Annotated in this window: 20 protein-coding genes; 9 read left to right on the forward strand and 11 right to left on the reverse strand. The window is 72.9% G+C overall.

The features are described from left to right. Window positions 1-32 precede the first annotated feature (32 nt). The 6 genes from ACH45N_RS00500 to ACH45N_RS00525 all read right to left on the reverse strand — a co-directional run bounded on the left by ACH45N_RS00500 (window position 33) and on the right by ACH45N_RS00525 (window position 5,360). Window positions 33-638, reverse strand: coding sequence for a uridine kinase (locus tag ACH45N_RS00500; RefSeq protein WP_397390133.1), 606 nt, complete (start codon window positions 636-638; stop codon window positions 33-35). 40 nt (window positions 639-678) lie between these two features. Next, on the reverse strand, window positions 679-1,170 hold the full coding sequence (locus tag ACH45N_RS00505; RefSeq protein ID WP_397390135.1) for a CoA-binding protein: 492 nt from the start codon (window positions 1,168-1,170) through the stop codon (window positions 679-681). Then, entirely contained in the window at window positions 1,167-2,486 is a 1,320-nt protein-coding gene (locus tag ACH45N_RS00510) for an O-acetylhomoserine aminocarboxypropyltransferase/cysteine synthase family protein (RefSeq protein WP_397390137.1), read from the reverse strand. Before ACH45N_RS00510 ends, ACH45N_RS00505 begins: the two co-directional genes overlap by 4 nt. A gap of 46 nt (window positions 2,487-2,532) precedes the next feature. Beyond that, entirely contained in the window at window positions 2,533-3,363 is an 831-nt protein-coding gene (locus ACH45N_RS00515; protein WP_397390139.1) for an ABC transporter permease, read from the reverse strand. Beyond that, entirely contained in the window at window positions 3,356-4,384 is a 1,029-nt protein-coding gene (locus ACH45N_RS00520) for an aliphatic sulfonate ABC transporter substrate-binding protein (RefSeq protein ID WP_397390141.1), read from the reverse strand. Before ACH45N_RS00520 ends, ACH45N_RS00515 begins: the two co-directional genes overlap by 8 nt. An 88-nt stretch (window positions 4,385-4,472) precedes the next feature. Beyond that, a complete protein-coding gene (locus ACH45N_RS00525) occupies window positions 4,473-5,360 on the reverse strand; it encodes an ABC transporter ATP-binding protein (protein ID WP_397390143.1) in 888 nt (295 codons plus the stop codon). A 273-nt stretch (window positions 5,361-5,633) separates the two neighbouring features. On the opposite strand from ACH45N_RS00525, the gene ACH45N_RS00530 reads away from it, so the two are divergent. Then, window positions 5,634-9,062, forward strand: coding sequence for a S41 family peptidase (locus ACH45N_RS00530; protein WP_397390145.1), 3,429 nt, complete (start codon window positions 5,634-5,636; stop codon window positions 9,060-9,062). A 29-nt stretch (window positions 9,063-9,091) separates the two neighbouring features. Here ACH45N_RS00530 and ACH45N_RS00535 read toward each other — a convergent pair whose 3' ends face one another. Next, complete coding sequence (locus ACH45N_RS00535) at window positions 9,092-9,943, reverse strand: class I SAM-dependent methyltransferase (protein WP_397390147.1); 852 nt, start codon at window positions 9,941-9,943, stop codon at window positions 9,092-9,094. Between the two features lie 148 nt (window positions 9,944-10,091). On the opposite strand from ACH45N_RS00535, the gene ACH45N_RS00540 reads away from it, so the two are divergent. The 5 genes from ACH45N_RS00540 (at window position 10,092) to ACH45N_RS00560 (ending at window position 14,638) form a co-directional block, all read left to right on the forward strand. Continuing rightward, entirely contained in the window at window positions 10,092-11,015 is a 924-nt protein-coding gene (locus tag ACH45N_RS00540) for a cation diffusion facilitator family transporter (protein ID WP_397390149.1), read from the forward strand. Window positions 11,016-11,056: 41 nt separating this feature from the next. Further along, window positions 11,057-12,013, forward strand: coding sequence for an AraC family transcriptional regulator (locus ACH45N_RS00545; protein ID WP_397393757.1), 957 nt, complete (start codon window positions 11,057-11,059; stop codon window positions 12,011-12,013). A 123-nt stretch (window positions 12,014-12,136) separates the two neighbouring features. Then, a complete protein-coding gene (locus ACH45N_RS00550) occupies window positions 12,137-12,931 on the forward strand; it encodes an amino acid ABC transporter substrate-binding protein (protein WP_397390151.1) in 795 nt (264 codons plus the stop codon). A 53-nt stretch (window positions 12,932-12,984) separates the two neighbouring features. After that, a complete protein-coding gene (locus ACH45N_RS00555; protein WP_397390152.1) occupies window positions 12,985-13,644 on the forward strand; it encodes an amino acid ABC transporter permease in 660 nt (219 codons plus the stop codon). Then, window positions 13,631-14,638: an amino acid ABC transporter ATP-binding protein gene (locus ACH45N_RS00560; protein ID WP_397390154.1), complete on the forward strand. Its 1,008-nt coding sequence runs from the start codon at window positions 13,631-13,633 to the stop codon at window positions 14,636-14,638. The genes ACH45N_RS00555 and ACH45N_RS00560 overlap by 14 nt, the downstream gene beginning before the upstream one ends. Window positions 14,639-14,776: 138 nt before the next feature. On the opposite strand, the gene ACH45N_RS00565 is transcribed toward ACH45N_RS00560, so the two are convergent. Beyond that, window positions 14,777-15,964 carry an MFS transporter gene (locus tag ACH45N_RS00565; protein WP_397390156.1) on the reverse strand — a complete coding sequence of 396 codons (1,188 nt, stop codon included), beginning with the start codon at window positions 15,962-15,964 and terminating at the stop codon, window positions 14,777-14,779. A gap of 68 nt (window positions 15,965-16,032) precedes the next feature. Between ACH45N_RS00565 and ACH45N_RS00570 the strand changes: the two genes are divergently transcribed. Then, complete coding sequence (locus ACH45N_RS00570; protein WP_397390158.1) at window positions 16,033-16,338, forward strand: ArsR/SmtB family transcription factor; 306 nt, start codon at window positions 16,033-16,035, stop codon at window positions 16,336-16,338. 129 nt (window positions 16,339-16,467) lie between these two features. Here ACH45N_RS00570 and ACH45N_RS00575 read toward each other — a convergent pair whose 3' ends face one another. Continuing rightward, window positions 16,468-17,448, reverse strand: a complete 981-nt coding sequence (locus ACH45N_RS00575; protein WP_397390160.1) for a Gfo/Idh/MocA family protein — start codon at window positions 17,446-17,448, stop codon at window positions 16,468-16,470. Between the two features lie 88 nt (window positions 17,449-17,536). Continuing rightward, window positions 17,537-19,843 (reverse strand): immune inhibitor A domain-containing protein, encoded by a 2,307-nt coding sequence (locus ACH45N_RS00580; protein ID WP_397390162.1) that lies wholly within the window; start codon window positions 19,841-19,843, stop codon window positions 17,537-17,539. A gap of 260 nt (window positions 19,844-20,103) precedes the next feature. Between ACH45N_RS00580 and ACH45N_RS00585 the strand changes: the two genes are divergently transcribed. Beyond that, the gene (locus ACH45N_RS00585; RefSeq protein ID WP_397390164.1) at window positions 20,104-21,351 is read left to right on the forward strand and encodes an MFS transporter; all 1,248 of its coding nucleotides are present in this window, start codon (window positions 20,104-20,106) and stop codon (window positions 21,349-21,351) included. Here the strand turns inward: ACH45N_RS00585 and ACH45N_RS00590 are convergent. Beyond that, complete coding sequence (locus ACH45N_RS00590; RefSeq protein WP_397390166.1) at window positions 21,332-21,889, reverse strand: septum formation family protein; 558 nt, start codon at window positions 21,887-21,889, stop codon at window positions 21,332-21,334. The genes ACH45N_RS00585 and ACH45N_RS00590 overlap by 20 nt on opposite strands. A 262-nt stretch (window positions 21,890-22,151) precedes the next feature. Here ACH45N_RS00590 and ACH45N_RS00595 point away from each other — a divergent pair, with 262 nt between their 5' ends. Further along, window positions 22,152-23,459 carry an endonuclease/exonuclease/phosphatase family protein gene (locus ACH45N_RS00595; protein ID WP_397390168.1) on the forward strand — a complete coding sequence of 436 codons (1,308 nt, stop codon included), beginning with the start codon at window positions 22,152-22,154 and terminating at the stop codon, window positions 23,457-23,459. Window positions 23,460-23,507 lie beyond the last annotated feature (48 nt).

The raw sequence follows: 23,507 nt of genomic DNA on the forward strand, positions 1-23,507 counted from the left end.
GGGGGTGCGCCGGTGTCAGGCGCTCCCGAGCCTCAGGAGTGCACGAGCGCCGGGTGCTCGGGATGGTCGACCCGGACCAGCAGGTCGGGCACACCCGCGATCTCCCGGTCGTAGCGCTCGTAGGCAGGGACCGCCCACTCCTCGTCCGGCGGTGTCCGACGGCGGAGCGTCGCGGGCTTGATCGCGAGGTGCACGGCGACGTCCACGTCGAGCCCGCGGCCGATCGCGAGCGCGCCGTCGAGCACCATGACGGTGCCGGGACCAGCGGCGACGTACCCTGCTCGCGTGGCCCGGTCGGTGTCGGGGTCACGCAGGCTGGGCAGGTACTCGCCCCGCTCGACGACGCGGGTCAGCACCTCGCGGTTGAGCGCGGCGACGTCGATCCAGCCGTCGAGCAGGCTGTCCGGGTCCTCCCGCCCGTGCTCGAGCCGCAGGGACCGCGGGCGGAGGAAGCCGCCCACCCCGACGCGTGCGACGGGCCGGCCGAGGGCCTCCAGCGGCGCGACGAGCGCGTCGGCCAGCCGGTCCGGGCCCGTGGACGGGTGCCCGTCCACGAGCAGCCGCACCGGGGTGCCGGTCGCGGCACCCCGGTCCAGCACCAGCTCGACGAGCCGCTCGACGAGGAGCGGCTCGCTCACGGGTTCGACACGTGCGCTCATCGTGCGGCGGGCGGGAGCCCTAGCGCTCCGCCCGGCGGGAGCTGATCACGCCCGTGTCGAAGCCGGCCAGGTGCAGCCCGCCGTGGAACCGTGCGTGCTCGATCTTGACGCACCGGTCCATCACGACGTTCATCCCGGCGGCCTCGGCCTTGCGCGCCACGTCCTCGTGCCAGGAGCCGAGCTGCAGCCACAGGGTCTTCGCCCCGACCGCCAGCGTCTCGTCCAGCACGCTCGGCAGGTCGTCGTGCCGCCGGAAGACGTCGACGAGGTCGGGCACGACGGGCAGGTCGGCCAGGCTCGGGTACACGGGGTGCCCCAGGATCTCCGTGGCCCGCGGGTTCACGAAGTACACGTCGTACGGGGACGAGGAGAGCAGGTAGGTCGCGACGAAGTAGCTCGCGCGCGCCGGGTTGGCCGACGCCCCGACGATCGCGATCGACGTCGTCGAGCGCAGGATCCGCAGGCGTTCCGGAGCGCTCGGGCCCTGCCAGGTCCGGGTGGCCTCGCTCATCGGGTCGCTCCCGTCGCCTTGGTCAGCGCCTGGTCGAGGTCCCAGAGGATGTCCTCGACGTCCTCCAGGCCCACGGAGATGCGGACGAGGTCCTCGGGCACGCCCGCTGCCTCGAGCTGCTCGGCGCTCAGCTGCTGGTGGGTGGTCGACGCCGGGTGGATCACCAGCGTGCGCGCGTCGCCGACGTTCGCCAGGTGCGACGCGAGCTGGAGCGACTCGATGAACAGCCGGCCGGCCTCGCGCCCGTCCGGCACCGCGCCCGCCGAGGGGACCTGCAGGCCGAACGCGAAGACCGAGCCCGGCCCCAGCGGCAGGTACTTCTGTGCCCGCTCGTGGTGCGGGTGCGTGGGCAAGCCGGCCCAGAGCACGTACGAGACGCGCGGGTCGGTGTCGAGCCACTCGGCCACGGCGCGGGCGTTCGCCAGGTGCGCGTCCAGGCGGTGCGGGAGGGTCTCGACGCCCTGGAGAAGCTGGAAGGCCGACTGCGCGGACAGGGCCGGGCCGATGTCACGGAGCTGCTCGGAGCGCAGCTTGGTGAGGAAGCCGTACTCGCCGAAGTTGCCCCACCAGCGCACGTCCCCGTAGGACGGAACGGGCTCGGTCATCTGCGGGAACTTGCCGTTGCCCCAGTCGAACCGCCCGGACTCCACGACGATGCCGCCCAGCGTCGTGCCGTGCCCGCCCAGGAACTTGGTCACGGAGTGGATCACGATGTCCGCACCGTGCTCGATCGGCCGCACCAGGTACGGCGTCGCCAGCGTGGCGTCGACGACGAGCGGGATGCCCGCGGCGTGCGCCACCTCGGCGAGCCCCTCCAGGTCGGCGATCTCGCCGGACGGGTTGGCCACGACCTCGGTGTACAGCACCTTGGTCTCGGGCGTGATCGCGGCGGCGTAGTCAGCGGGATCGGTCCCGGGCACGAACGTGGTGTCGACGCCGAACCGGCGCAGCGTCACGTCGAGCTGCGTCACCGTGCCGCCGTAGAGCTGCGCGGACGCGACCACGTGGTCGCCCGCCCCGACGAGCGCGGCGAAGGTGATGAACTCGGCCGACATGCCGGACGCCGTGGCCACGGCGCCGATGCCGCCCTCCAGCGAGGCGATGCGCTCCTCCAGGGCCGCCACCGTCGGGTTGCCGATGCGCGAGTAGATGTTGCCGTACTTCTGCAGCGCGAAGAGGTTCGCGGCGTCGTCGGTGTCCTGGAACACGAACGACGTGGTCTGGTAGATCGGCACCGCCCGCGCCCCGGTCGCCGCGTCGGGGATGCCCCCGGCGTGGAGGGCCCGCGTGCGGAACCCGAAGGTGTGCTCGGTCATCGTCCTGCCTTCCGTCCTTGGTTCGTCGTGCGTGTCCTGGACGCCATCATGCCCACCTCCGCAGCAGACGCCGCTCGGCCAGCCCGATCAGGGCGTCGGTCAGCTTGCCCAGCACCGCGAGCAGCACGATCGCGAGCAGGATGCGGTCGACGCGGCCGTTCTGCTGCGAGTCGTTGAGCAGGAACCCGAGGCCCATCGACGACGCGATGAGCTCGGCGGCCACGAGGAACAGCCACGACTGTGCGAGCGCGAGCCGGAGACCGGCGACCAGCGAGGGCAGCACGGCGGGGAGCTGCACCACCGACAGGAGCCGCAGCCCGCGCAGGCCGAACGCCCGGCCGGCCTCGACCAGGTGCGGGTCGACGTGCCGCAGGGCGGCCGCGATGGTCGTGTAGACGGGGAAGAACGCGCCGATCGCGATGAGCGTGATCTTCGACTCCTCGCCGATCTTGAGCCACAGGATCAGCAGCGGCACCCAGGCGAGCGAGGGCACGGCGCGGATCGCACCGAGCGTCGGGGCGAGCAGCAGGTCGCCGAGCTTGGACAGGCCCACGAGGGAGCCGACGGCGAGGCCCGCCGCGGCGCCCAGCGCGAACCCGATGAGCACGCGCTGCGTGGAGATCGCCACGTGGTGCCAGAGCTGGCCGCGCTGGACCAGGTCGACGGCGGCGTCCCACACGGCCACCGGGCCCGGGAGCTGGTATGGCGGGACCAGCCCGGCGGCCGTGGCGCCCCACCAGACCGCGAGGAGCACCACCGGCACGAGCAGCCCCAGCGCGATCCGCCCGGCCCGGCCGGCGGCGCGCCCCGGGCGGCCGGACGCCGGGGCGGCGTCGACGGCATCCGCCCGCGCGACCCCGGCCTGCGGGTCAGCCATCCGAGGCCACCGCCTCCTGCGCGAACTCGGGGGCGAACAGCTCCTCCAGCGCGGTGTCGACGTTCTCCTGCGCGGGCACGTCACCCGACTCGACGAAGATCGGGCCCACGACCGCCAGCACGTCGCGCTGCTTGTCGCCCGGGACCGGGTCGAGGTCGAGCACCGTGCGCTCCTCGATCACCGTGGCCGCGACCTCGGGGTCGATCGAGGCGACCTCCGCCAGCAGCGCCGACAGCTCCTCCGGGTTCTCCAGCGCCCAGGCGCGGGCCTGCTCGTAGGCGTCGACGACGGCCTGCGTGACGTCCGGGTGCTCGTCCACGAACTCCTCGCGCGCGTTGAGGAACCCGTAGGTGTTGAAGTCGATGTTGCGGTAGATCAGCTTGTCGCCGGCCTCCGCCTCAGCCGCCGCCATGATCGGGTCCAGGCCCGACCACGCGTCGACGGAGCCGTTGTCGAGCGCGGCCCGGCCATCGGCGTGCTGCAGGTTCTGCACCTCGACCTCGTCGAGCGGGATGCCCGCCTCGTCCAGGGTCTGCAGCAGGAAGAAGTAGGGGTCGGTGCCCTTGGTCGCCGCGACCGAGGCGCCCTCCAGGTCCGCGACGTCCTTGATCTTCGAGTCGCCGGGAACCACGATCGCGGACCACTCCGGCTGGCTGTAGATGTCGACCGTGCGGATCGGGGACCCGTTCGCGCGGGCCAGGAGCGCCGCGGAACCGGCCGTCGAGCCGAAGTCGATCGCCTCGGCGCGCAGGTTCTCGTTCGCCGTGTTCGAGCCGTCCGACTGCACCCAGGTGACCTCGACGCCGTCGAGCTCCTCCTCCAGCCAGCCCTGCTCGCGGACCACGAGGCTGAGCGGGTTGTACGTCGCGAAGTCGATGTTCAGGGTGTCGGTGCTCCACTCGCCCGCGCCCTCGCCGCCGCCCGCGGCGGCCGACCCCTCGCCGGCCACGCAGCCGCTCATCGCCATCGCCGAGACGAGGGCCAGGCCGGACGCCAGGACGGTGTGCCTACGGTTACGCATGGGTTCTTCCTCTCGCTGCCCGACGGCGGTCGGCGGGCTGGGTGGTTCGGCGGTGGTGGTTCGGCGCTGGTGGTTCGGCGCTGGTGGTTCAGCGGTCGTGGTGGGTCGGCACGCCGAGCCCGTCGAGCAGCTCCGCGCGGAGCTCGGCCAGGTCGCGCGCGGCGCGGTCCCGGGGCCGGTCGCCCGGCACGTCGACGACCCGCGCGATGCTCGGCGCCCCGCCGTCGGACGCGGCGGCGCCAGCGGCCTCGCCGTCCGCCACCGTGCGCAGCAGCACCACGCGGTCGGCGAGGTAGAGCGCCTCCTCGACGTCGTGCGTGACCAGCAGGATCGTCGCGGGCTGCGCCGCGTGGACGTCGAGCAGCAGGTCCTGCATGCGCAGCCGCGTCAGGGCGTCGAGCGCGCCGAAGGGCTCGTCGAGCAGCAGCACGCCGGGGTTGCGGGCCAGCGCCCGGGCGAGCGAGGCGCGCTGCGCCATGCCGCCCGACACCTGGCGCGGCCGCAGCCCGGCCGACGCCGCCAGCCCGACCAGGTCGAGCAGGCGCGCCACGCGCGCCCGTCCGGCGTCCTTCGCGGTGCCGGGCGGGAGGCCCAGCGCGACGTTCTGCGTGAGCGTGCGCCACGGCAGCAGCCGGGGCTCCTGGAAGGCGACGGCGGTGCGCGGGTCCGCCCCGACCACGGGCGCGCCGTCGATCGTGACGCTGCCCGACGTCGGCGCGTCCAGGCCGCTGACCTGGCGCAGCAGGGTCGACTTGCCACAGCCGGACGGGCCGAGCACGGCGACGATCTCGCCCGGCGCGACCTGGAGGTCGACGCCGCTCAGCACGGTGCGGCCGGTGCGGCCGGCGTGCCCGGGCGCCGCGAACGTGCGCGAGACGCCGTCGAGGCGGACGGGCAGCGCCGGGGACGCGGCGGCGTCCGCCTGGCCGGCGGGCGCGGCCGTGGACAGGGCTGTGGACGGTGCGGTGGGAACCATGGGTGTCATCCCTTGCGATCGGTCCGTGCGGTAGGGCAGTCGCCGTGGCACCCACCTGGCCCGGTCGGGCTTTCCTCTCCCATGAGGTGTTCAGTCATCTTTTGTCAGGCAATGCCGATGAACCCCATAGAACCGGATGATGCAACGCGGACACCAGGCTGTTTCATGATGTGAGACCAGGATATGGACGAGGCTGAACCGCATGCATCCGCATGGGCCTCGCCCTGAGCGATTTCCAGTGACGGCGCCAGGTGCCGCGGGTACGTTGAGCCGGTGACCCAGCCCTATCTCCGGTATCCCCACATCCACGGTGACCAGGTCGCGTTCGTGGCCGACGACGACGTCTGGCTCGCCCCCGTCTCCGGCGGCCGCGCCTGGCGCCTGACCAGCGACCACGTGCCCGCGACGACGCCCCGCTTCTCCCCCGACGGCACGCGCCTCGCGTACGTGTCCCACAAGGACGGCCATCCCGAGGCCTACGTGGTCGAGCTCGCCGACGGCGCCACGCGCCGCCTCACCTGGTTCGGCGGCACGACCACGACGGTGCTCGGCTGGGACGACGCCGGCCGCGTGCTCGTCTCGTCCAACGCCGGCTCGTACGAGCGCTCCCTGACCGTGGTGCGCGCGGTCGGCCTCGACGGCACCGTCGAGACCCCGCGCTACGGGGCGGCATGGGGCGTCGCCGAGCACCGGGGCCCGGACGGCGGGCGCACCACCGCCCTCGTCTCGGCGGGCTACCGCACGCCCGCCTACTGGAAGCGGTACCGGGGCGGCACGGCCTCCGTGCTGTGGCTCGACCGGGGCACGGGCGAGTGGGAGCGCCCCCTGCCCGACGACGAGGCCGGCACCTACGACCCGATCTGGGTCGGGGACGCGCTGGTGTTCACGTCCGACCGCGCGGCGACGTTCCCCGACCACGCCGACGAGCAGGCGAACCTCTGGGTCTGGGACGGCCTGGCGACGGGCACGCCGTCGGCCGGGCCCCGGCTGCTCACCACCCAGACCGAGGCCGAGGGCTACGTCCGCGACGCGACGTCCGACGGCACGCGCATCGTGTGGCACAGCCGCGGCGACCTCTGGCTGCTCGACGCGCTGGACGGCACCCCGCACCGCCTGGACATCACCCTCACCGGCGCGCTGCCGGAGCCGTACTCGACCGACCCGGACTCGGCGGCGCGTGGCGTCGACGGGCTCGCCGTCGACACGAGCGGCGACGCGAGCGTCGTGGGCTGGCTCGGCACCGCGTTCTGGGTCACCCACCGCGCGGGGCCGGCCCGGGCGCTCGTGGCCGACCCGTCCGTCCGCGTGCGGGAACCCGTGCTGCTCGGCGACACCGGCCGCGCCGTCGTCGTCACGGACGCGCCGCACGCCACCGCGGACGGCGCGAGCCGGGAGGACGCGCTGGAGGTGCACACGCTGCCCGGCACCGACGGGGTGGACCCGGACGCGGCGCCGCAGCGCTTCGCGGCCGGCGAGCTCGGCCGGGTGCTGCACCTGGCCGCGAGCCCCGCCGGCGACAAGGTGGCGGCGATCTCCCACGACGGCCGGGTCAGCGTGGTCGCGCTGCCCGCCCCCGCGACGGACGGCGACGCCGCCGCGGACGAGGGCGCCCCGGAGCCGGGCACCGTCGTCCCGCTCGGGCGGTCGGCGAACGGCGAGGCGGAGTCCCCGGCGTTCTCGCCGGACGGGCGCTACCTCGCCTGGTCCAGCCCGACCGGCACCGAGGGCGACCACCACCAGGTGCTCGTCGCCGACCTGCACGCGGAGACGCCGACGGCGACGCCGCTGACGTCGGGCCGGTTCCACGACTTCTCGCCGGCGTTCAGCGACGACGGCAAGTACGTCGTGTTCCTCTCGAACCGCACGTTCGACCCGTCCTACGACTCCCACGAGTTCGCCCTGTCGTTCAGCGCGGCGACCCGGCCGTGGCTCATCCCGCTGGCCGCGACCGAGCCGGCGCCGTTCGGCCCGAGCGCCGACGGCTGGCGCCTGAGCACGCCGGACGACAAGAAGTCCGGCACGGACGACGCCGCGTCGGGCGACGAGAAGCAGGACGAGGACACCCGCGCGGCCTCGCCCGACATCGACTTCGAGGGCGCCGAGGAGCGCGTGGTGCCGTTCCCGGTGACGTCGGGTCGCTACCGCGACCTGCTCGCCGCCAAGGGCGGTGTGCTCTGGGTGCACGAGACCGACGACGCGGGCGTGCTCGGCACGCGGCACGCCGGCACCGACGGCGACCCGGCACCCGACGTCCTCCAGTTCTGGTCCTTCGAGGCGCGCAAGGCCACGGACGTCGCGGAGAAGGTGACCGCGTACGCCGTCTCGGGCGACGGCGAGCGGGTGGTGATCCGGTCCGGGTCGGGGCTCAGCGCGCAGTCGGCCACCAGCAAGCCCGGGGACGACGACCCGAGCGCCTTCGACATCGACCTGTCGCGTGTCCGCCACGAGGTGGACCCCCGGGCCCAGTGGCACCAGATGTTCGACGAGAACGCCCGGATCATGCGCGACCACTACTGGCGCGCGGACATGAACGGCGTCGACTGGGCCGGGGTGGTGGCGCGCTGGCGCCCGCTGATCGACCGGGTCGCGACGCACGACGACCTGGAGGACGTGCTCTGGGAGACCGTCGCCGAGCTCAACACCTCGCACGCGTACGTGCGGTCGCCCCACGAGCGTGGCGACTCGTCCCGCAAGCTCGGGCTGCTCGGTGCGGACCTCACGCGGACCGCCGAGGGCTGGCGGATCGACCGGGTGCTGCCGAGCGAGTCGTCCGACCCGGGAGCGCGGTCCCCGCTGCGCGCCGCGGGCGTCGACGCGCAGCCGGGCGACCTGATCGTCGCGGTGGACGGCCGGCCGGTGGACCCGGTGGCCGGCCCGGCGGCGAACCTGGTCGGCGCGGCCGAGATCCCGGTCGAGCTGACCCTGCGACGGACGGCTGCCCCGGCGGACGGCGGGACGGACGGCGCGGCCGGCGCGCCCGCGAGCAGGGACCGGCGCGTCGTCGTCGTGCCGCTCGCCAACGAGTCCGACCTGCGCTACCAGGACTGGGTGCGGTCACGCCGCGAGTACGTCGCCGAGAAGTCGGGCGGACGGCTCGGCTACGTGCACGTCCCGGACATGGTGAGCACCGGGTGGGCGCAGCTCCACCGCGACCTGCGGCTCGCCGCGGACCGTGAGGGCATCGTCGTGGACGTGCGCTTCAACGGCGGCGGGCACACGTCGCAGCTCGTGATCGCCCGCCTCGCCGCGCGCGTCGCGGGCTGGGGGCTGAACCGGCACTACGACCGGCCCAACTCCTACCCGGACCGCGCGCCGCGCGGCCCGGTCGTGCTCGTCACCAACGAGTACGCGGGGTCCGACGGCGACATCGTGAACGCTGCCGCGCAGGCGCTCGGTGTGGGCCCGGTCGTCGGTGTGCGCACCTGGGGCGGCGTGGTCGGGATCGACGGCCGCTTCGACCTCGTGGACGGCACCGGGATCACCCAGCCGCGGTACGGGCTCTGGCTCGCCGGCAAGGGCTTCGACGTCGAGAACTACGGCGTGGACCCCGACATCGAGGTGCGGCACACGCCGGCGGACTACTTCTCCGACGTCGACCCGCAGCTGGAGGCGGGCATGGCCGAGGCGTTCCGGCTGCTGGAGGAGACCCCGGCGGCCGCGCCCCCGGCCCTGCCGGAGCCGCGGGTGCGCCGGCGGTCGTAACGCGTCCGCGCGCAGTGGCGGCGCGTCGCTCAGCGGCGCGTCGCCTGCACGAACGTGACCGGGCCGTAGCGGTGCTCCACGTGCGCCACCTCGCGGGCGTCGGCGAACCCGGCGTCCGTGAGGAGGCGCAGCAGGCCGCCCTCCAGGTTCCGGGCGGTGTGCGGGTTCCCGGCGACGGCGGCGTGCCCGCGGCCGTGCCCCCGCACCCGGCCGTACGCGCCCGTGCTGCCCGGGCCGCGCCGGGATCCGCGGCCGTGACCGTGCTCACTCCCGTGCTCGTGCCCGTGCTCGCCGCCGGAGCCGTCCGCACTGCCGAAGTCGACGATCGTCACCCGCCCGCCCGGCCGGAGCGCGCGGAACGCCTCGTGCCCGAACCGCACCCGCGCATCGTCGGGCACGTGGTGCAGGGCGAGGGCGGAGACCACGTGGTCGAGAGAGCCGTCGTCGACGGGGAGGCGGTCGGCGAAGCCCTGGACGAGCGTGAGCGGGACGCGGCGGCGGGCGGCCTTGCGGGCCGCGATCCGCAGCGCGGCGGCGTCCGGGTCCAGGCCGGTGACCCGCGCGGCCGGCTGCACGCGGAGCACGGCGAACGAGAGGTTCGCCGTGCCACAGCCGAGGTCGAGCACGGACTCGCCGGGGGCGACGTCCGCGAGCGCCGCCGCGCGGTCGTGCAGGGGCCGCACGCGCGAGAAGCGGGTGAAGGCGTCGTAGAGCGGGAGCAGCCAGGGCCGGCCCATCCCGGGCAGGAACTCGCGCGCGCGCTCGTCCGGGGTGCGGTGGTCGAGGATCCGCACGGTGCTGTCGTTCATCCGGGTGCCTTCCGTCGTGGTGCCCGCGCCCGAGGCGCGCCGGGGCGGCCGTGCCGGCCGCTCGTCCAGCATCGGACATCCTGCGGGCCGAGGACAGGACGGAAGTCGGTGCCGATCGCACGATCCTCGGTCGGGCGGTGCGTGGAGCCCGGCGGGTGCGCGTCCGGCGCGGTGGGCGGAACGTCGGTAGCGTCGGGGGCGTCACGACGGAGGGGGACGCATGGCACGGGAGCGGAGCGGGTTGGCGCTGACGGTGGTGATCGCGTTCGGCGCGAACTTCGCGGTGGCGGCGGCCAAGTCGGTGGCGGCGGTGCTGACGGGTTCGGCCTCGATGGTGGCCGAGGCCGCCCACTCCTGGGCCGACACCGGCAACGAGGTGTTCCTGCTGGTCGCCGAGCGCAAGGCGGCGCGGCCGCCGGACCAGGACCGACCGCTCGGCTACGGCCGGGAGGCGTACGTGTGGTCGATGCTGGCCGCGCTCGGCCTCTTCGTCGCGGGCGGCGTCGTCTCCGTCTACCACGGCATCCACGCGTTCGGGGAGGGCGAAGAGGCCACCGACTACGGCGTCGGCTACGCGGTGCTGGCCGTCGCCTTCGTCCTGGAGGGTTTTTCCTTCGTCCAGGCTTACCGACGCACCCGAGCCGAGGCGCGGAAGCTCGGCCGGGACCTGCTCGACCACGCGCTGGCCACGTCCGACCCGACCCTGCGCGCGGTGCTCGCCGAGGACTCGGCCGCCCTGGTCGGCCTGGTGATCGCGGCGGGCGGCATGGCCCTGCACCAGGTCACCGGCGACGCGCGGTACGACGCGGCCGGCTCGATCCTGGTGGGGCTGCTGCTGTGCGTGGTGGCCTGGGTGCTCTTCGACCGCAACCGACGGTTCCTCACGGGTGAGGTGGCCGACGAGCAGATCCACCAGGCGGTGCGGGCTCGGGTCGAGGCGCTGCCCGGCGTGGACCACGTGGGTTACCTCCGGCTCGAGTTCGTCGGCCCCCGGCAGCTCCTGCTGGTCGCCAGCATCGACCTGCCGGGCGACGACTCCGAGTCCCACGTCGCGGTGCGCCTGCGCGCCCTGGAGGCTCAGCTCGAGCGCGCGCCGCAGATCGTCGACGCGGTGCTCACGCTCGCGGTGCCGAGCGACCGGTGAGGTGCGACCGATGAGGTGCGACCGGTGAGGTGCGACCGGTGATGGTTCCCCGACCCGCGGACGGCGTCCCGCCCCTGCTGCGCACCCCGTCCAGCGTCCGCACGGTGCGCCCGGACGGCACCCCGGTGTACCGGTACCAGCCGCGCCTCGGCATGCCGCCGGTGAACGTCAACCTGCACGACGGCGCGGACGAGCACCCGCACCTCCCGCCCGAGCACCGGCACGCCCACGACTTCTACGTGCTGGTCCTCATCGAGCGCGGCTCCGGGCCGGAGGACGGCGTCCCGCACGACGGCGACCTGTACGCCGTCCCGCCCGGCCGGACGATCGACTCCGGAACGGTCCGCGGCTTCGCGGACTGCCGGGCCTGGACGCTGGCGTTCACGCCCGACGCCGTCCCCTCGCTCGCTTCCGTCTCGCCGCTGGCCTGGGCGCACCACCCGCTCCTGGCCCTGTTCGAGGCCGAACCCGTGGGGCCGGGCCCGGCCGACCGTCCGCCGGCTCCGACCACGAACGTCCCGGCGGGCGAGCGACCGCGCTGGTCCGCGTGGCTGACGGAGCTGGCCGAGGAGCTGGCGGCGCCGGGCCGGCTCGGCGCGCGGGACGCGGCGTCCGCCCTGCTGACGCGGATCCTCATCGCGGCGGGACGCCTGGCGCCGTCGGCCCCCACGCCGCCCGACCCGCTCGTGACGCGCGTCTTCGACGAGATCGAGGCGACGTTCAGCGACCCGGTCTCCGCGGCCGACGTCGCCCGCGCGCTGGGCTACACGCCCGGCTACCTGACCACGGCGGTCCGCGAGCGCACGGGGCGCACCCTGCTGGAGTGGATCACCGAACGCCGGATGACCGAGGTGCGGCGGATGCTGCGGGACACCGACCTGCCGCTCGCCGTCGTCGCCGCGCGCACCGGCCTGCGCGACGCCACGTACCTGGTCCGCCGGTTCAAGGACCGGTACGGGATCACACCGGACCGGTGGCGGCGGAACGAACGGTCCTAGGACGGACCGTTGCGTGATGAACAGGCTGTGGACGCGTGCGTGAGTTCAGCCCTGCCATCGGCTAGTTTTGGGGCACGCATCGGCACGACTGATGTGTGCCACCCATCGAACGGAGCCCTCACCATGTCTCGCAACCGCGCCCTTCTCACGGTCACCGCGGCCTCGGCTGCCCTCCTGGCCCTGACCGCCTGCGGCAGCTCGGACGAGTCGGGTGGCGCGGGCGACGAGCTCGGGCTGTCCGGGGGCAAGCTGGTCGTCGCGACCGAGGGTACGTACCGGCCGTTCAGCTACCACGACGAGACGGACGAGCTGGTCGGGTACGACGTCGAGGTCGCCGAGGCGGTCGCCGAGAACCTGGGCGTGGAGATCGAGTTCCAGGAGACCCAGTGGGACGCGATCTTCGCGGGCCTGGACGCGGGCCGCTTCGACACCATCGCGAACCAGGTGACCATCACCCCGGAGCGCGAGGCCGACTACGTCTTCTCGACGCCGTACACCGTGTCGACCGGCGTGCTCGTGGTGGCCGCGGACAACAACGACATCACCAGCTTCGCCGACCTGGACGGCAAGACCAGCGCCCAGTCGCTCACGAGCAACTGGAACGACCTCGCCAAGGAGAACGGCGCCACGGTCGAGGCCGTCGAGGGCTGGGCGCAGGCCGTGGCACTGCTGGAGCAGGGCCGAGTGGACGCCACGATCAACGACAGCCTCACCTACCTCGACTACGCGAACACCGAGGACGCCTCCGGCATCAAGGTCGCCGCGGAGACGGACGAGGAGTCCCAGTCCGCGTTCGTCGTGACGCCGGAGAAGGAGGCGCTGGCCACGGCGATCAGCGGCGCCCTGGAGGACCTGCGCGCCGACGGCACGCTCGCGGAGCTCGGCGAGAAGTACTTCGGCGAGGACGTCTCGGAGTGACGTACCGCGCGACGCTCCCCGCCGGGCACCGCTGACGGCGCCGAGAGGGAGACATGGACTGGCAGCTCGTCGCCGACTCGTTCTGGCCGCTCCTGCAGGGCGGCCTCACCGGCACCATCCCGCTCGCCCTGGCGTCGTTCGCGATCGGGCTGGTGCTCGCCCTGCTCGTGGCGCTGCTGCGGCTCTCGCCGAACCCGGTGCTGTCGTGGATCGGCCGGGCGTACGTCTCGGTGATCCGCGGCACGCCGCTGCTCGTGCAGCTCTTCGTGATCTTCTACGGCATGCCGCAGATCGGCATCCGCCTGGACCCGTGGCCGAGCGCCATCATCGCGTTCTCCCTGAACGTGGGCGGCTACGCGGCCGAGGTGGTGCGTGCGGCGATCCTGTCCGTGCCCAAGGGCCAGTGGGAGGCGGCCTGGACCGTGGGCATGTCGCCGGTCCGGTCCCTGGGCCGGATCATCCTGCCGCAGGCCGCGCGGGTCTCGGTGCCGCCGCTGTCGAACACGTTCATCTCGCTGGTCAAGGACACGTCGCTCGCGTCGCTCATCCTGGTGACCGAGATGTTCCGCAAGGCGCAGGAGATCGCGGCGTTCTCGAGCGAGTTCCTCACCATCTACATCGAGGCGGCCTTCATCTACTGGTTGTTCTGCACGGTGCTGTCCACGGGGCAGAACGCGCTCGAGAAGAGGCTGGACCGGTATGTCGCACACTGAGGACCGCCCCGCCGGCAACCTGCTGACCGCCCGGGGCATCGAGAAGTCGTTCGGCGCCAACCACGTGCTGCGCGGCGTCGACCTGGACGTGCGGCGCGGCGAGGTGGTCGCGCTGATCGGCGCCTCCGGCAGCGGCAAGACGACGGTGCTGCGCTCGCTCAACGGCCTGGAGACCCCGGACGCCGGGGTGCTGGAGTTCGACGGCGGCCCCGCCGTCGACTTCGGCGCCCAGGCGGCGGCCCTCGGACACGGGACCGGGGCCGTGCACGCCCGGACCGAGGAGGCGCCGGCGGACGAGGCATCGCCGGCGGACGAGGCGGCCGGCGAAGCGTCAGTCGGGGACGTGTCAGTCGGCGGGGCCGCACCTGAGGACGCCGTGCCGGACGAGGCCCGCGGCGGCGACACGGCCGAGCAGGACTCCGGGTCGGGGTGGATCGGGCGCCGCGCCGCGCGCCGTCGGGCCAAGGCCGAGCGGGCCGCCCTGCGCGACCGGTCCGCGATGGTGTTCCAGCACCACAACCTCTTCCCCCACCGCACGGTGCTGGAGAACGTGATCGAGGGCCCCACCCAGGTGCAGCGGGTCCCGCGGGAGACAGCGGTCGCCCGGGCCGAGGAGCTGCTGGCCCGCGTCGGGCTGGCCGAGAAGCGCGACGCGTACCCGCACGAGCTGTCCGGCGGCCAGCAGCAGCGCGTCGGCATCGTGCGCGCGCTCGCGCTCCAGCCGGACCTGCTGCTGTTCGACGAACCGACGTCGGCCCTCGACCCCGAGCTGGTGGGCGAGGTGCTGACGGTGATGAAGGAGCTCGCCGAGGAGGGCTGGACCATGGTGGTGGTCACGCACGAGCTCCAGTTCGCGCGCCAGGTCGCGTCGCAGGTGCTGTTCCTCGACGGCGGCGTGGTGGTCGAGCGCGGCACGCCCGCACAGATCTTCACGAACCCGGCCGAGGAGCGCACCCGCCAGTTCCTCAACCGGATCCTGCACCCCCTGGACTGACCCCCTGGGCCGTCCCCTCGACCGTCCCCCGGGCTGCCCCCTCGACTGCCACTCCCCTTTGAGGCCCGGGTTTCTTCGCTTTGAGCCTTCTCAAAGCGAAGAAACCCGGGCCTCAAAGGGGAGGAGAGAGCGCGCGTTCTAGGCCAGAGCGACCCGGCGGGGCAGCGCGTAGCCCAGCGCGAACACACCCAGCGCCGCCGCGGCCGCCCCGGCGCCGAGCAGGTCCAGCCACGCCGCCCCGAACGGGAGCACCGACGCGCCGACGACGGGCGCGACCGCGATCCCGATGTACATCGCCGTCGAGTACCAGGACAGGGACACCCCGGCGACGGCGGGGTCGACGTCGACCAGACGGTGCTGGATGGGCACGAGAGCCGTGGCGGTGCCCAGGCCCCAGACCCCGAAGAGCACGGCGGTGCCCAGGTACGAGTCCTCCGCCGCGAACAGCGCGCCGAGGGAGACGACGACCACGGCGAGGGCGCCGACCGCCGTGGGCCGCGCCCCGATCCGGTCGGTGAGGGAGCCGCCCAACCAGTTGCCGACGAGCCCGGCGGCGCCGAAGACCAGCAGGAGCGTCGCGAGCGCCGTCCCGCTGCCGCCGGTCACGTCGCGCGTCACGGCCGAGCTGAAGATGTAGACCATGTTGAACGCGGCGGTGAAGAGCAGCGCCGTCATGAGGGCCAGGCCGATCCGGACGTCGCGCAGCACCGCGAACCGGGCCGCGAGGCCGGGCACCGACCCGGTGGGCACGGTGCGGGCGAGCACGGCGACGACGACGGCGAGCACCGCCGCCAGCGCCGCGAGGATGCCGAGGGCGAGTCGCCAGCTCCCGAGGGCCGCCAGGGCCGTGCCGAGCGGGGAGCCGACGGCGGTCGCGAGCATGAACCCGAGGCCGACGACGCCGAGCGCGCGCCCCCGCTGCTCCGGCGGTACGAGCGTGGGAGCGGCCGCCATCGCGGCGGGCATGAGCGCGGCCCCGCCGAACGCGGCGACGACGCGCCCGGCAGTGAAGATCGTGAGGTCGCCGGCGAGGGCCGACAGCGCGATGCCCGCGGCGATGAGGCCCATGCCCATGCCCATCAGCGCGGCGCGGGACGCACGGGCGAACACCACGGAGACGACCGGCGCGACGACCGCGACGATGATCGCGTACCAGGAGATGGAGTAGCTGACGGAGCTGGTGCTCGCACCGATCCCGTCGGCGATCTGCGGGAGCACGCCCGCGATGACGAAGGCGTTCGTGCCGACCACGAACAGCGCCGCCGCGATCGCCGAGATCCGGAGATAGGCGCCTCGCAGCGAGTATGATTGTTCGATGAACGTCATACCGTCGAGCGTACGTGACAGTTCGATGGTTGTCGAACTATTTGGCCGAACCGATGTCGAGGTGAGTCATGGGTGACTACCCGAGCCCGGACATGGCCGAGGTCGAGCTCGTCGACGTGCTCAAGGCCCTCGGCGACCCCGTGCGCCTGCAGATCGTGCACCAGCTGGCCGACGGCGAGCCTAAGCCAAAAACCGTCGACGCCTGGGGTCTGGACCTCACGAAGTCGACCATGTCGCACCACTTCCGCACGCTGCGCGAGGCCGGTCTCACGCGGACGATCGTGCACGGCCGCACGCACGCGATCCAGCTCCGCCGTGGCGAGCTCGACGACAAGTTCCCGGGCCTGATCGCCGCCGTGCTCGCCGAGGGCTGACCGGGGCGACGAGGGCCGCGGCCTGCTCGTCCGCTCCGGGCGGGTCACACGATCACCTTTGAGGCCCGGGTTTCTTCGCTCTCAGCAGCCTGAAAGCGAAGAAACCCGGGCCTCAAAGGAGAGAGACGGTCACTCCCCCGGGTACTTGAGCCCGATCTGCTCGCGGATCGTGTCCAGCGTGGCCATGATCGCCACCGACTCCTCGCGCGGGAGCAGCGGGCTGTCCAGCTCGCCGGCCGCCACCAGCCGCTCCGCCTCGGCCGCCTGGAAGTGCATGCCGCGGCCCGTCACCTCGGCGCGGAACGTCTCGGTCTCGGTGCCCGAGGCGTCGTAGACGTGCACGGTCGACGGGTTGTACCAGGTCGCGTCGATCTCGATGCGGCCCTCGGTGCCCAGGATCGAGGCCCGGTTGGGCCCGCGGGTGTCGGACGCCGAGACGGTCGTGGCGACCCGCGCGCCGTCGTACCCGAAGATCGTGGCGACGGTGGCGTCCGCGCCCGTCTCCTTGAACGTGGCGTGCGACTGCACGGTGAGCGGCTCGCCGAACAGGTCCCAGGCGAACGAGACCGGGTAGATGCCCAGGTCCAGCAGGGAGCCGCCGCCCAGGGCGAGGTCGTTGATGCGGTGGGCCGGGTCGTCGGGCAGGTCCTGGGTGTGGTCCACCATCAGGGTGCGCACCTCGCCCAGCACGCCCGACGCGATGATCTCGCGCACGCGCGCCATGTGCGGCAGGAACCGGGTCCACATGGCCTCCAGGACCACGAGCCCCTTCGACTCCGCCAGGTCCACGATCTCGCGCGCCTCGGCGGCGTTGAGCGTGAACGGCTTCTCGACCAGCACGTGCTTGCCGGCCTCCAGCACCAGCTTCGCGGCCTCCGCGTGCATCGGGTGCGGCGTGGCCACGTAGACGATGTCGACCTCGGGGTCGGCCACCAGGTTCTCGTAGGAGCCGTGCGCCGTCGGGATGCCGAACCGGTCGGCGAACTCGCGGGCCTTCTCCAGGGATCGTGACCCCACCGCCTGCACGGTGAAGCCGTTGTCGTTCAGGTCTGATGTGAAGCTCGCGGCGATCCCGCCGGCCGCCAGGATGCCCCATCGCAGGTGTGTCATGCGTTCGAGCGTAGTGCCCGCAGAACGAGTCAGACGCTCAGGTCACCCGAGGGACCTGAGCGTCTGACACGTCAGTGGCGGGAGGGGGTCAGTTGACCTGGATGGTCATGTGACCGTTCTTGCTGTCCTCCGTGAGCACCTTGATCGTGGTGCCGGTGCCGCCGACCTTGACCGACTGGCCGGGGTTGGCCGTGTCGTAGTAGGCGAGCGGGTCGGTGTCGTCGAACATCGAGACGGCCTTCTGCTTGCCCAGCCGCAGCGTGGTGAGCGACGTGGCCGACACCTCACGGTGCAGGGACAGCGCGTCCGTCTTCTGCAGGCCGAACGTGGCGTCGAAGGACTGGATGCGGTTGCGGGCGATCGTGCCGTCCGACCACTTGAGGGCCTTCGCGCGGGCGTCGACCGGCAGGGCCTGGCCGCCACCCGGGTGCTGCGACACGTTGTTGTCGCCGTACCGGCTGTTCACGTACCAGACCAGCAGGCCGTCCTGGTACGGGTAGTGCTCCACCTTGTTGCTGTTGGTGAAGTTCCAGCCGAAGTTGTACGGGCCGGTCTTCAGCGTGGCGTCGTACCCGCCGTACACGCGGTTCTCGGCCACGTAGTAGTGCTGGAAGGTGACCTCGTACGTGCCGTCGGCGCCCACCGTGGTGAACCCGTCGGCCGACCAGTCGGCCGCGTCCGAGAAGTCCTCGGTGAGGGCGTCGCCCACGGCGACGTCGTCGACGACGATGCCGGTCTCGTTGGTGCCGCCGTCGCTCGAGTAGCGGAAGCGGACCGACGCCGTCTGGCCGGCGTAGTCGGCCAGGTCGGCGGTCAGGTCGACCCAGGCGCCGTCCGAGCTACCGGTGATGCCGGCGCCGGGGTTGGTGCCGTTCGGGTCCTCGTCCGTCGAGAGGTTGTTCGCCAGCGCGGTCCAGGTCGCGCCGCCGTCCGTGGAGACCTCGGCGAACGCGTAGTCGTAGTCCGCCTCGATGGCGTACTGCACCTTGGCGGTCAGCGAGGCGCCGGCCGGCACGGTGAACGACGGCGACGTGATCGTGTTGTTCAGGTCGTTGCCGGTACCGGAGTAGACGAACTCGCCGTCGAACGGCTCGACGCCCACGTCCTCCCGCGCGACGCCGTCCGGCAGGTTCACGATCGCCGCCTGCGCACGCGTGGTGGCGTGGAACGACGGGCCGAGCTTGACGCGCTCGGTCTCGCCCGGCTCCACCGTCTCGTAGTCGAGCCAGCCCAGGAACAGCTTCTCGGTGGCGCCCATGTGGTTCGGCGTGGTGCCGATGGTGCCGTCGCCGTGGCCCATCCACGAGCCGGAGCTCATGAGGTTCCAGTAGCCGGTGCCGTTCTCGCCGCCCGCGGTGTCGTAGTAGTCCGGCAGGCCGAGGTCGTGGCCGAACTCGTGCGCGAAGACACCCAGGCCGCCGTTCTCCGGCTCCGTGGTGTAGTCGCGGATCCAGAGGTCGGAGTCACCGATCTTGATGCCGCCGAGCTTCTCGAAGTCGGCCGGGCCGTCCGAGCCTAAGCCGCCCTGGTTGACCGCCCAGCGGTGCGACCAGATGGCCGACTCGGGCGCGCCGGCCTCCTCGCCCTCACCGGCGTGGATCGCCTGGAAGTGGTCGATGTAGCCGTCCGGCTCGGCGGTGATGCCGTCGCCGTCCATGTCGTAGCGGTCCCAGACGTCGAACGACTTCAGGTACGCGTCGATCTCCTCGGCGGTCTTGCCCGAGGCGACCTGCTGGTCGTACCACGCGTCCGCGGTGTCCTGGATGAACCGCGTCATGTCCGTACCGGACTCCGTGGTGCCGTACGAGGCCGTGTTGTAGGGCACGGTGACCCAGTCGGACACGTCGCCCTGGAGGTCGAACCGGCCCGACGACATCTCGTCGTAGACGCCGGCGAACGACTCGCCGTCCTGGTCCTCCAGGCCGGTGAAGAACATCTCCTGGTAGTGCTCGCGCGAGAAGTCGGACTCCCAGTAGGTGGAGTTGTCGCTCCGCACGGGCTCCGGGATCTCGTTGTGCGCCGGACCTGCGGTCGCGTCCGGGAAGCGCTCGTCGGCCTGGTCGCCGAAATCGACCAGGATGCTGAAGAGCTGCGCGGTCTCCTCGACGCCGTACTCGACGTACTCGCGCGGAGAGATCTCCACGACCTTGGACTGGTGCTTGCCCGACCCGCGCGTCTCGACCTTCGCCTGACCGGTCGCGACCATGTCGACGGCGAGCTGCCGCTTCTCGGTCTGCTTCTCCGCGAGGGCGTCCGGGCGGTTGTCCTCCTTGGCGGGCGCTGCCTGCTGCGGCGGCTCCTCGACCGGCGGCGCCGCGGAAGCGGTGATCGGCACGACGGCGGCCGAGAGCAGCAGCGCTGCTCCCGCACCGACCGCACAGAGACGTGAGTTCATGTTTCCTCCGTGAAGAGAGCTGCGTCCGGGACGAGGAGGTGGTGCGTACGGGCCCCGGAACCTGCTGGACACCTTTGTCCACGGAGGAGGAAACCAGGGAAATATTACGACAATGTTGCCTGGGACACAGTTCTAGTTCACAACGTATGTCGGAAATGGCCTCGTAGAATCGGTTCGAGGCCGCGTATTTTGGTCGATGTCCGCCGGGCCGGTTCGTCGTCCGGGTGAGCCCACGCTCGTCGACCACCTGGAGAGTGCCCATGACCGCGAACAGCCCCGCCGCCGCGGCGGACTTCGCCGCGCCTCCGGTCGACCGGCGCCGCGCAGCCGCCGCGCTGATCGCGCTCTCGGTGAGCGCCTTCACCTTCGTCGCGGCCGAGAACCTGCCGGGCGGGCTGCTCACCCTCATCGCCCCGGACCTGGGCCGCAGCACGTCCGAGGTGGGGCTGCTGGTCACGGCATACGCCGTCGTCGTCGTGCTCGCGTCGCTGCCGCTCTCCCGCCTGACCCGCCGGTTCCCCCGCCGCTGGGTGCTGGCGGCGACCACGGCGGTGTGCGCCGTCGGGACGCTGTGGTCGGCGGTCGCCGCCGGCTACCTGGACCTCATGGCCGCGCGCATGGTCACCGCGCTGGGCCAGGCACTGTTCTGGTCGGTCGTCACCCCGGCCGCCGCGAGCCTGTTCGCCCCCGCCGTCCGGGGCAAGATGATCGCGCGGCTCGCCATCGGCATCTCGCTCGCCCCGCTGCTCGGCGTGCCGCTCGGCACCTGGGTGGGTCAGCAGGCGGGCTGGCGCACGGCGTTCTTGATGTTCTCCGTGGTGAGCCTGCTGGCGTGCCTCGCGATGGCCATCGCCATGCCAGACGTCGACGCCGAGCAGAGCGGCACCGCCACCGGCACGCACCCCAGCATGCGCCGCTTCGTGGTGCTCATGGTGGTCACGGTGCTGCTCGTGACGGGCGGCTTCATGATGATCACGTTCGTCACCCAGTTCCTGCTGGAGACGGCGGGCTTCCCCGACCGGTACCTGAGCGTGCTGCTGCTCGGCCAGGGTGCCGCGGGCCTGGCGGGGACCCTGCTGATCGGCCAGGTGCTCGACAGGCGGCCGTGGCAGACGGTGCTCGTGGCGCTCGGCCTGCTCACCGGCGCGCTGGTGCTGCTGTGGACGCTGGGCCACGTCCCGGCCGTCGCCCTGGCCGGCCTGGCCCTGTTCGGGCTCGCGTTCAGCGCGATCCCGCCGGCGCTGTCGTTCCTGTCCATGCAGGTCGCCCCGGGCGCCACCGAGTCGGCGACCGCGATCTCGAGCTCGGTGTTCAACATCGGGATCGGCGGCGGGGCAGCGCTCGGGGCGCTCGTGGTGGCCACCGTGGGCATCGACACGGTGCCCCTGGTCGGGTCGTTCTTCGTGCTCGCCGCGCTCGTGGTCGTCGCGGTCGACGTGCGGGTCGCGGCCCGCCGGACCGCGACACCGCACGCCGACGTGCCGGGAGTTACTCCGCGACGCCCTTGAGGCTGCCCGTGAACGGCTCCTCGGAGCTGATGATGCACTGCAGGGAACGGTCGTTCAGCTGGTCCCAGGTGGCCTGGGTCGGGTAGAAGCCGGTGTAGCCGTAGACGGACTCGTCGTAGGAGACGCCCACGAACTTCTCGAACTCGTCGTAGCACCACTCGTCGAACTTCTTCGACATGGCCTCGTCACCCGGGTACTCGGCGTCGTCCATGATGAGCTCGGCGTAGACCTCGCCGGTGTGCTCCTCGGCGCACGGCACCACGGGCACCGACTCGACCTCGAAGTCCTCGCCCTCCGCGGACTCGCCGTAGCCGTCGAGGGCCTCCAGGTCGATGCAGTCGCCCTTCAGGATCTCGAAGGCGTCCGCGTCGGCGGAGGCGGTGATCTCGCCGCCCGGCTCGTCACGCGGGGCCTCGCCGCTCGACAGGATCCCGTCGAGGACCGAGCAGCCGGAGAGCAGGGTCAGCGAGACGGTCGCTGCGGCCGCGGCGGCCAGCAGCCGGGCCGGACGGCGGACGGGACGGAGGGTGCGGATCATCAAGTTCTTCCTTTGGTTCGGTACGACGGCGGACGCCCTCGCCGCGGCCACCTCCGGCCGCCCCGGAAAACTACCGTCTCGAACGTCCGTACTGGTGGCGAGCGCACAACGATTCGATCACGGCCGCCGCTTGACCTGCGCCGCAGCACGCGGCGCCCCTCCGGCGGGGCTGTTCACGCGCCGTTCACCCGCACGAGCGGGCGCCGTCCTACGGTGTCTGACGCGGACCACCCGCGCACGACACCCCGACGAAGGAGCAGTCATGCGAGCCAGCACCCCCTCGCGCCTGACCGGCGCGGCCGCGGCGGCGGCCCTGCTGGCCGGGGCCTTCCTCGCCTCGGCGAGCACGGCCTCGGCAGGTACGACGCCGGACGGCGGCCCGGCGGCAGGACCGGCGGCAGCCGGGCACGGCCACACCACGCCCCGGACCCTGCGCGCCGCGACCTACAACCTGTCGCTCAACCGCGCGACGGAGGGCGAGCTCGTCGCCGACCTGTCCACGGGCGACGACGTCCACGCGGCGACGGTGGCCGAGGTGATCCAGCACGCGAACCCGGACGTCGTGCTGCTCAACGAGTTCGACTACTCGGGCGACGCCGACCCGTACGCCGCGGCCGACCTGTTCCGCGAGAACTACCTGGAGGTGCCGCAGGGCACCGGGCGACCCGTCGAGTACCCGTACGCGTTCGTCGCGCCGTCGAACACGGGCGTCCCGAGCGGGTTCGACCTGAACAACGACGGGACCGTCGGGGGCGGCGACGACGCGCTCGGCTTCGGCCTGTTCCCGGGGCAGTACGGCATGGTCGTGCTGTCCAGGTACCCGATCCAGCACCGCGGCGTCCGCACGTTCCAGGACTTCAGGTGGCAGGACATGCCGGGCGCGCTCCTGCCGGACGACCCCGCCACCGCCGCCCCGGCCGACTGGTACTCCGCCGAGGAGCTGGCGGTGCTGCCGCTCTCGTCCAAGTCGCACTGGGACGTGCCGGTCCGCGTGGGCCGCGAGACCGTGCACGTGCTGGCGGCGCACCCGACCCCGCCGTCGTTCGACGGCGCCGAGGACCGCAACGGCCTGCGCAACCACGACGAGATCCGGTTCTGGGCCGACTACGTGCGCGGCGGCCGCACTGGCCGGTACATCTACGACGACGAGGGCCGGCGCGGCGGGCTGCGGCCCGGCTCGTCGTTCGTGATCGTGGGCGACTACAACGCCGACCCGCTCGACGGCGACTCCGCCACGGGCGCCGACGGCGTCCCCGCGATCGACCAGCTCCTGCGCCACCCCCGCATCACCGACCCGCGGCCGACGTCGGCGGGCGCCCCGGAGGCCTCGGCGCTCCAGGCCGGCGCCAACCTGACCCACGAGGGCGACCCGGCCCTCGACACGGCCGACTTCGCCGACACGACGCCGGGCAACCTCCGCGTCGACTACGTGCTCCCGTCCCGCGACCTGCGCGTCCGCGGCGCGGGCGTCTTCTGGCCGGCCGCGGCCGACCCGCTGTCCCGGCTCACGGGCGTCTACCCGTTCCCGAGCAGCGACCACCGCCTCACCTGGACCGACGTGCGGTTCTGACCCGAGCAAACAAGAACCGCGTGGTCGGCGGAATGTCAGGTGATCGGC

It is taken from the genome of Promicromonospora sp. NPDC019610 (assembly GCF_044389365.1).
Lineage (GTDB): Bacteria > Actinomycetota > Actinomycetes > Actinomycetales > Cellulomonadaceae > Promicromonospora.